General features: G+C 38.7%; 12 protein-coding genes. 10 read left to right on the plus strand and 2 right to left on the minus strand.

Going from position 1 to position 8,812, the window contains the following annotated elements; genetic code table 11:
* Positions 1 to 28: 28 nt before the first annotated feature.
* Positions 29 to 328, minus strand: coding sequence for a transposase (locus tag Megvenef_RS05580; protein ID WP_322776992.1), 300 nt, complete (start codon positions 326 to 328; stop codon positions 29 to 31).
* Between the two features lie 155 nt (positions 329 to 483).
* On the opposite strand from Megvenef_RS05580, the gene Megvenef_RS05585 reads away from it, so the two are divergent.
* The 10 genes from Megvenef_RS05585 (at position 484) to Megvenef_RS05630 (ending at position 8,494) form a co-directional block, all read left to right on the plus strand.
* Positions 484 to 1,926, plus strand: coding sequence for a DnaA N-terminal domain-containing protein (locus tag Megvenef_RS05585; RefSeq protein ID WP_322776993.1), 1,443 nt, complete (start codon positions 484 to 486; stop codon positions 1,924 to 1,926).
* Positions 1,923 to 3,563 carry an autotransporter domain-containing protein gene (locus Megvenef_RS05590; protein WP_322776994.1) on the plus strand — a complete coding sequence of 547 codons (1,641 nt, stop codon included), beginning with the start codon at positions 1,923 to 1,925 and terminating at the stop codon, positions 3,561 to 3,563. The genes Megvenef_RS05585 and Megvenef_RS05590 overlap by 4 nt, the downstream gene beginning before the upstream one ends.
* 11 nt (positions 3,564 to 3,574) lie before the next feature.
* The gene (locus Megvenef_RS05595) at positions 3,575 to 3,850 is read left to right on the plus strand and encodes a hypothetical protein (protein WP_322776995.1); all 276 of its coding nucleotides are present in this window, start codon (positions 3,575 to 3,577) and stop codon (positions 3,848 to 3,850) included.
* A 57-nt stretch (positions 3,851 to 3,907) separates the two neighbouring features.
* A complete protein-coding gene (locus Megvenef_RS05600; RefSeq protein ID WP_322776996.1) occupies positions 3,908 to 4,279 on the plus strand; it encodes a hypothetical protein in 372 nt (123 codons plus the stop codon).
* A 10-nt stretch (positions 4,280 to 4,289) separates the two neighbouring features.
* Positions 4,290 to 4,574 carry a hypothetical protein gene (locus tag Megvenef_RS05605; protein WP_322776997.1) on the plus strand — a complete coding sequence of 95 codons (285 nt, stop codon included), beginning with the start codon at positions 4,290 to 4,292 and terminating at the stop codon, positions 4,572 to 4,574.
* Positions 4,575 to 4,631: 57 nt separating this feature from the next.
* Positions 4,632 to 5,240, plus strand: a complete 609-nt coding sequence (locus Megvenef_RS05610) for a TraE/TraK family type IV conjugative transfer system protein (RefSeq protein WP_322776998.1) — start codon at positions 4,632 to 4,634, stop codon at positions 5,238 to 5,240.
* A complete protein-coding gene (locus tag Megvenef_RS05615) occupies positions 5,237 to 6,001 on the plus strand; it encodes a TraK domain-containing protein (RefSeq protein ID WP_322776999.1) in 765 nt (254 codons plus the stop codon). Before Megvenef_RS05610 ends, Megvenef_RS05615 begins: the two co-directional genes overlap by 4 nt.
* Before the next feature lie 76 nt (positions 6,002 to 6,077).
* Positions 6,078 to 7,292 carry a TraB/VirB10 family protein gene (locus tag Megvenef_RS05620; RefSeq protein WP_322777000.1) on the plus strand — a complete coding sequence of 405 codons (1,215 nt, stop codon included), beginning with the start codon at positions 6,078 to 6,080 and terminating at the stop codon, positions 7,290 to 7,292.
* A 137-nt stretch (positions 7,293 to 7,429) separates the two neighbouring features.
* Complete coding sequence (locus tag Megvenef_RS05625; protein ID WP_322777001.1) at positions 7,430 to 7,636, plus strand: hypothetical protein; 207 nt, start codon at positions 7,430 to 7,432, stop codon at positions 7,634 to 7,636.
* 60 nt (positions 7,637 to 7,696) lie between these two features.
* Complete coding sequence (locus tag Megvenef_RS05630; RefSeq protein WP_322777002.1) at positions 7,697 to 8,494, plus strand: TraC family protein; 798 nt, start codon at positions 7,697 to 7,699, stop codon at positions 8,492 to 8,494.
* 84 nt (positions 8,495 to 8,578) lie between these two features.
* Here the strand turns inward: Megvenef_RS05630 and Megvenef_RS09885 are convergent, their stop codons facing one another.
* Positions 8,579 to 8,722, minus strand: a complete 144-nt coding sequence (locus tag Megvenef_RS09885) for a helix-turn-helix domain-containing protein (protein ID WP_410519763.1) — start codon at positions 8,720 to 8,722, stop codon at positions 8,579 to 8,581.
* Between the last annotated feature and the right edge of the window lie 90 nt (positions 8,723 to 8,812).

An 8,812-nucleotide genomic window follows, 5' to 3' on the forward strand; every position in this document is an offset into this window, starting at 1 on the left:
CTTCAGACACACCAAGAGCTTGCTGCAATTATTCATAACCACAAAAATATTGCCAATAAACATTTTCATTCAGCCCTTCCTCCGTAAACGAATCAGAACCGTTGTACATAGCTTGAAGCATTGATAGTGCTAGCATTACTCTATGATCTTTCTTATTTCTACCAAATTGCTTGATTTCAATGTTAGGCAATGCTCTGGCTTCAAGTTCAGACCAATTTACTAAATCCCTTAGTTTATATAACTTGTTTTTAGGATTTAGTTTTGTAGATAATTTCTCTTCAAATAACCTTTCTTGTTTTTGGAGAAAAGTAATATTTTCTATAGGCATAATTTTAAAATCCGTAAGCTTTATGCGGTAATTATACCATTTTCTTATGGATTTTGTAAGCTGTTTATGACATGAAACCCCTTGTTAATTCAGGCGGGGAGAGTTTTGACGGAGGGACTAATTAACAAAAGAATTAATTAAAACATCAGGTAATTATGTTTATAGCACAAGATGATTCTGCGTGCAATAATGCTGAATCTCAAACGAATAAAATTTCTATCAGCGGGAATATAGTTCCTTCTCATTGGTATCATCGCTTACTACGCCCGTGTGGTAAGTCTGACACTACCGGTATCGCTATTCTATCCGAGTTAGTATTTTTGCATCGATATAACGGCAATAGCGAATTTCAATTAAATTTCAATTATTTTAAGCGTAAGTTTAACTTCGGAGCTTCTCAGACAAAGGATGCCGTTATCAGGCTTGAGCAAGCCGAGTTACTTAAAAGAAGTCTTAGAACCGTTATAGTAAGCGGCAGACGTTTTACAAACGAGATGTTTCTTGTTTTGCATATTGAAAACGTCTTAAAATTAAATAGCCAAGATCAGGCAAAAAAATTTCCCTTAAGCGGTAGAAAAGAGAAGACTGATTCTCTAGAAATTTCCTCAGATAATAAGATTAAGAAAAATCTATCAAGAAATAGATCTAGCGGATCTAATTTTTATTCAAATTCTTTTTTAGAAAAAGAAAATTCATCTGCTACTGTTATCTGTAAACAAAGATTTAGCCTCGCTTCATTTTATCCGTTGGTTCAATCAGACATTGACAAACTACAAACACTTTGTGGTCGTCAGTTTTCAGGTAACGCCATTAACGAAATCTTACAAAATTTGAGCATTAAATTACCGAATCATAGTTTTCCTCATAAATCGGCATTCATTAAATACATGGGTAAGGCTTTGGCTCATGAGATGAGAGATGCGGTAAAGATTAGTAATGAGAGTTTTAAGATCAAGAATAATGTTACTTCTGAAGAAATCGCCACTCAGGCTAGGGAAGAATTTCTAAACGAAATTGAAAATAGCCGAGATACTTCTCCTAAAATGCAATTAAGCCGTAAACTAGCGGGGATATTAGAACCTAGCGTTGCTTACAACTTTTTAATGTTAGCGAGTTTTTTTGATAATACCGAATCTTTAAAAACCGATAGTTTTAAAATTATCTTACGCAAAAAGCTAGAATTAAGTAGTTCAGATCATAGTCTAATACTTGCGCAGGTACAATCGGTATACGGCAATCACATCAATCGTCTTGAGTACGAGGCTCCGCCTCATATTACCCTATCTCAAAATGTACAAACAACCGATACTTCTTTCAAACAACCTAGAGCTTTACAAAAAGACGAAACTAAAGTTTTTGAAGGAATATGGGGGGAAATCAGACAAGGCTTAATTGATTACTACGGTTCAGGCGGTAACGCTATGGATAATGCTTGGTTTAGCAAATTAATCGCTAATGTTGATGCGGATAATAAAAAGCTTACTTTAAAAGCTCCGACTAAATTTATCAAGGATTGGGTACAAAGTAATTATACTCATCTGATAGATAAGTTATGTAGCTTGCATAGTTACAGCTTAGAGGAGGTACAATACGCATGAAAAATCATCTCAAAAACCTCTTTGCTACGGTTGTTATACCTACCATCTTTATTACGGGATTTAGTAACGCCGCATCTGCTACTAAGATCAACCCCGAGATAGCAAATATCGGTTATTGGTATGAGGATTCAGATGTGCGAGGAGTTATCGCTAACCGTCTCGCGGGTAGGGTTTATATTGCTCCTGCCGTGCCGAATTCTCCGGCGTTAATTAATGATGTGGCAGCAGCTGCTTTAATTGAAGCAAGAACCGGTAAACCCGCTTTAATACCTGTGAACTTAAATAATAATCACTGGACGGCTATTGCTATTAGGACAAAAGCGAGCGGTGATATCATGGTATTCTACAATGATTCGTTCGGTAGTAGCTTTGGCAGTACGACTAGTGAGAGCGGCAGGTACATAGAAGCTATTAAACGGCTTGCACCGAATGCCGAAATTATTGATCTGCAAGTACATCAGCAAAATGACGGATCAAGTTGCGGCGCATTTACCGCCGAGAATCTAATAGCTCTTAGCGTGCTTGATCAGGCAAACCTAACTCCTGAGGCGGCAAGAGAGGCTCTTGCCGGCATTACCGACGCAAAAGCTATACGTATCCTACAATTAAATAGTTTAGGTAGCCTATACGAAAAGATCATAATAAGTGATGATATAGAAAATAGTCAACTTACCAAGAGTAATATAGAGACCGTCACTGAGTCGGCTTTTAATGAAACGGCTAAATTATCATCACTGCTTACAAACCGTCTATCATATCTTCATTTAACCGATAACCAAGGCACGGGAATATCTGCAGGTGATGAACCGCTAAATTACGGCGTGTGGCTAGCGGGAAATATCGGCACCGGATTATTTAAAGGAAAAGATTCCGGTAAAATAAAACAACATTTAAGCGGAGCAACTATCGGTTTTGACGGCAAAATCGATGAAGATACGACTTTGGGTATAATGTTAAGTTCTAATCTCGGCAGCTTAAAACCAAAAGCTACTACTAATAATAGTCGTACTAATTACTCTAATTTCTCTACGAACACTCGTTCTATAATCGGTTCTGTTTACGGAAGTATGCAAGCGGATGAGCGGTTAGTGTTAACCGGTAATATCGAATTCGGTAAACTTTACGGTAAGACCAAATATAAATCGTTCTTAAACCAAGATAACGACTTTAAATTAAAGGGCGAGCTTTTCGGTGCAAATATCGGGGCTAATTATTATTTACCGCTAGCTTCTATGGTACTAGTGCCGAGTCTTACCGCTTCTTACTATGGAGTAAAGTTTGCCGCTATTAAACAAGGTAATTTAACTACCGGTAAAACCGGTATTCAAAAATTCTCTATTACTCCGGGCTTGTCTCTTGCGACTATATTTGAGTACGACGATTTTCAATTAATTCCGCAAGTTTCGGCAAGTTATAGCAACGCTCCGCTTATTAAATCAAAAAAACTTAACCTAAAGAATGCAAGCGGTAGAATTCTCTCTAGCAATAAAATCTCCGTTGCTAAACATTCATATAATTTTGGGGCAAGTCTAAGTTTGGTATCAGAGAGAATTGAGACAAGTATCGGGTATGAGAGGACAGGGCAGTCCAAATACTTGGGGCATACAGGTTATTTAAAATTAAGAATTAATATTTAGAGGTTATTTTTATGAGCCGAACAATTGAAGAAATAAGAGCAGCTTTAACTCACATATTTAAAAAGCTGGAAGATGTTGAAGTTCTGTTATCAAGACAAGAAGAAGATATCACAGTCTACATGAAGCAGAGCTCTACAAATTTAGATTCGAATGAATTATTAGCGGCAGGCTTGAGATCAACCAGAACGTCATTTGAACTGCTGCGAGATGAAGTCGACGAGTTATACCAACTAACGGTAGCAATAGCACGAGTGAGTTGCGATAAAAATACGGAAACGGAAAGCTGATTATCATGCAGGTCTGATAAAGCTTAAATTTAAAACAACAATAAAAAGGAATTATTAATGTCTAATAAAACTAAATTAACAACAAACCGTAAGGAGAGACAAACTATGCAAAATTTGCAAACAAAATCTAACCGGTTACTTTTCCGCAAAAGATCAATATTAACATATGCCCTGTATCTTGCACCGATTCTACTTTGTAACATCGATGCAATGGCGGCTTTTGACCTTGATGCGGGAATCAAGGCGGCTACCGATCCGGTAAAAAAAATGATTAACGACTATTATCCGGTAGGAATTTTCATAACGGGTGCGATCGGTGCGTTGATGCAGCAGCAAGGCGATCTAAGAGATAGGATGATGGGATTCGGTAAAGGTTCGTTAGTCGGAGGTTTAACGGTGATGGCGGTTAAAGCCGGTCTAGGGGTATAGAGCAATCAATATGGAAAGAGTCAGATTAAATAGAGCTTTAAACAAGGAGATCAAATATTACGGTCTTAGTTATCTAGGGCTACTCGGGGCTGTGGCTATCGGCTGTTTGATATGGGCGCGGTTCGGGATGACTATCGGTATTATCGGTTTTGCGATCGGTTACGGATTCTCTGCTTATGCAGCTCGCGGGTGGCATAGCGGTAGCGTGCAGCAATTTATTTATTGGCATTTACCGCTTAAAAATATATTCGGCGGCAAGTATTTGCCGGAGTCTCATAAGAGATGTTTTCTGTGAGTTTAAGAAGAGTATCAATAAGAAGATTAAACGAAAATTAATAAAGTCAAGGCAGTCATGAATTTACAAATAGCTATGCAAGGCGGAGATCGTATTACCAAACAGCGCAATCTGTTTTTGGTGTTGACAATAGCTTTAAGTATAACGAGCGGCGCGCTTAGCCTTAAGATTTTGGCTCAGGAAGAGCGAATTATTATGGTGCCGCCGTTCAGTACAGAGGTAATGATTTCAAACCGCAAAGTATCTAGCGGCTACTTGGAGCAAATGACCATGGTGTTTTTAAATTCGCTTCTTGATTTATCTGCCGCGGACGTCTTACACAAACGAGACATGATTTTAAAATATACCTCAAATAGTAGTTTAAGCTTTTCCAAAAAAATAAACGAATATTTTGCGGATGCGGCAGAGAAATACAAAAACTTTGATCTGGTTACTTACTTTACGGTGAAGAATATGGAAATTGACGAGGCACAAGGCGAGGTAATCGCTCACGGTATCTTAACCTCAAGATACGGCAAACACGGCTTTGAATCGATACCTACTTCTTACCGCCTTAGCTTTGAATTTAGCGGCGGTTATTTAAGGTTAAAAGAGTTTAATCAGGTAGTAAGCGATAAAGATAAAAAAGACGATAAACAAGAACCTAAGGGGGCGTTAGTTAAATGAAAAGCCGGATAAAAATCCTAAAGAGCAAGTTGTATCTAGCGGCAAAACTATCCTTGTCGGTAAAATTACTGCTTATTACCTTTGTTTGCTCGGTTTGCGCCGGACCTGAGTTTAAATATTCGGGGAATAAAAAAATAGAAACGGTAATTGCCGCAAACGAGCTGAATAGGATCTTCGTCTCAGGCGGTGAGATCATTGAAGTAATAGGCGATGAGAATAAGTATTCTCTTTACTGGAGCGGCGATTGGCGCAATTTGTTTATTAAGCCGAAGGTAGAGGTAGGCGAGACTATAGAATTAAGCCTAATAATGCCGCAAGGCGGAGCGCAAGATATTAGATTTACCGTCGGTGATACGGCGGCACAGACAATATTTATCAATTTAGGTAGTGAGATAAAGTCCTCTTTGTCGGGCAACGGTGTCACAAAGCTAGCAAACAAGCAGCTAAAATCTGAAATATCCGCAATGATGAGAGCGATGATCGAGAATGAAAAGGGCAAGTATTATGTTACGAATGTTAAACGTACTTTAAAACAAAGTAAGCAACGGCATATTACCCAACAATTAAGTTACCGCTATCGTGATTTGAGCGGCGGGGTGCTGTCGGTAAAAAACTTGACTGCTAAATCGGTAGATTTACTTGAGTCGGATTTTAGTAACCTTTTTAAAAATACCGTAGCAATTAATCTCGAGTCGTGCGTGATAAAACCGCAAGCAACAATAAGAGTATTTATTATTACGAGAGAAGCCCATTATGATTGATAAATTAAAAAATATTTGGAAAAAGATTGTTAATTTTAAGCGGCAGCAACCCGTTAACCCGCAAGATTCCGAAAGGATGAGCGATAATCTTACGCTCTCTCATGCACAAAAATCAACGCAAGCTAAGAAAAAGCATGATCTAATAGTGTTGCTAGGTCTCGGTATTACCGTAATAATAGGTCTTAGCTTCATGAAATACCGCTCAAATTCTCTAAGCGGCGTAGAAGCGGAAGTAGATGCAAAACTTCCCTTAAAGCTTGAAGTGGCAAGTCATGCTCTAGATATCGATAAAATGTGGCGTAATCATTTTGAAGATAAGTTGACGGATGCCAAAACGTCGGCGGACGAGAAGCTAAAACTAATCGAAACTAGTATCAACGAGCAATCGGTAGCTTACACTAATCAACTTAAAACCGAAATCGAGAAACTAAAAGCCCAAATGCAATATCTATCCGAAGAGCAGGCATCCTCAAGAAGAGAGTTTAGTAACGTAAAAGCCAATCTAAATGAAGGTGATAAATCTCCAAAAAATAACTATCCGCTAATAGACGATAGCCGTATTACCGTAAATCATATGGATCGCGGCGAGATATTCGATCGCCCTAAATCGGCTAGGAGTTTTATTCCGGAAACCGCTTACGTTAAAGGGATTTTACTCGGCGGCATTGCGGTGTCGACGTCTATCGGTTCATCTTCCGAACCCGTACCCGTAGTTATCAGAATTACCGAGCGAGGTAGCTTACCGAAGAATTTTAACATTGATCTAACTCATTGCAAGATTATGGGTTCGTCTTACGGTGATTTATCATCCGAGCGAGCAATCGTGCGAGCGGAAGTTCTCTCATGCACCGATCCCGTAAGCGAGTTGATTTATACCACGAAAGTAGCGGGTCTCATTCACGGCGATGACGGTATGAACGGTATTAAAGGTAAAGTGGTACAAACTAGCGGCAAGCATCTAAAGAATGCGATTGTCGGCGGCATGATTAGCGGTTTTGCAAGTTCCGCTAAAGGACAGGATCAAATAATCATCAGTAGTTTCGGCAGCGGAACTACTAAAAAGAAAGGCATGGGCGATATGTTGCAAGAAGGCGGTTTTGCGGGGGCTAGTAACGCTGCCGAGAAAATAGCCGATTATTATATCAAACAAGCCGAGAGCATGTCACCCGTACTCTTGGTCTCGGGAGGGACTAAAGTAGATATCGTATTTACCAAAGGCGTGTACTTAAACGCATTAGACGTACAGGAAAAGTTAGAACAGTTAAGATCGGAAAAGGCAAAAAAACAATGAGATTATTTTATATGAAACCTGATTCAACACGCAGTAAGCGGGGTATCGCAAGTGTGCTTATTCTAATGAGCTGCCTTAGTTCATGCGCGGTATATTCGACGGGGTTTAATTGTGCCGACAGCAAGGGAGCTAGATGCGTGATGTTATCCGAGGTTGATAGAAGAGTCGATTCGGGCGAGATTGAAACCGTCTATTTGGATAAAAAATGTAAAGGTAAGGCTTGTAATAAGGAAATAAATAATGTGCCTAAAAAGGCTTTAAACCAAACCCATAAGGTAAAAATAATCGATACCGAGGATCATTTAAACGAATACCAAGACGGTGATGATTTGTACCTTGAATAACTTAAGTGAATAAAAAAATTACCAAATATAAAAATTTAAAATAATAAAATATTTAAACTCATGAAATTAAGCAACTTGAAATCAATATACGCGGGTATTGCAAATGCTTGCGGTCTAGCCGAGAACGTAGAAAGCGAAAATACCGTTTCTATCGTAGATAAAATCTTAGAGGGAACGTTTGCTCTTGACGATTATTTAAGTTATCGATATTTCGATGAGGAAAATAACTTATTCTTAAGTGACGGCAATGTCGTCGGCTTCATGCTGGAAATTAGTCCTATCGTCGGTGTCGACGATTCCGTTCATAAAAACCTATCGCATTTCTTTAACGATGAATTGCCCGAATATTCTTACCTACAGTTTTTATTGGTTGCTAGCCATGACGTAGAGGATATCTTAAACTACTGGCAAGAAGCTCGGATTAATCCCGACCCTCTGCTTGATAAAATAACCAAAAGACGTGCGCAGTTCGTAAGGGAGCGGGCAATAAGTTTCGGCGTTTCCGACGGACGAATTGCCCGAGATTATCGTATATTTGTTTCTTTTAGCCAAATTATAGACACAAAAAATAACGGTAAAAGCGGAATTACCGGCTTTAGAGATAGCTTTATCAATAAACTTGAATCTTTACAACTAGCTCCGAGAACTTGTGATGCGGTTGATTTAATTAAGCTTGTCGGGACGATGCTGCAAATGGAGCTAGCAACTGATACAACCGCTAGCTACAACCCTCTAGAATTATTATCAAAACAAATAGTAGCTCCGAGCGTGATGCAAGTAATAGAGGAAGATCAAATAACCTGCGTAAGCTCAAGGCTAGTATCAAGAATCTATCATATTGTCATTTTTCAAAGTTGAGTTCAGCAGATTATCAAAGAGCAGTTCAGCAAAACAATAACAATAAAACACAGTAAGATATAATGGATTTGATAAAATGATTACCTATCTTGCATATTTAAGCTCACGATATATTGTAGAGCGCCCAATATTCAGTTGCTTAGCAGCAGCGGTTGGGGAAAGGCCTGATTCAATTAACTTTAGCGCTGAATTGAATTTTTCTTTGTCAAAAGTAGGACGACCAGGTATTTTACCCTTTAGTTGTACAAATCAAGACTTAATCTTACAGACACTATAATTTATCCTATCTGATTGTAAGTAGAATTATCACTGTCAGAT

Source organism: Candidatus Megaera venefica (genome assembly GCF_034554655.1).
Classification (GTDB): domain Bacteria; phylum Pseudomonadota; class Alphaproteobacteria; order Rickettsiales; family Rickettsiaceae; genus Megaera_A; species Megaera_A venefica.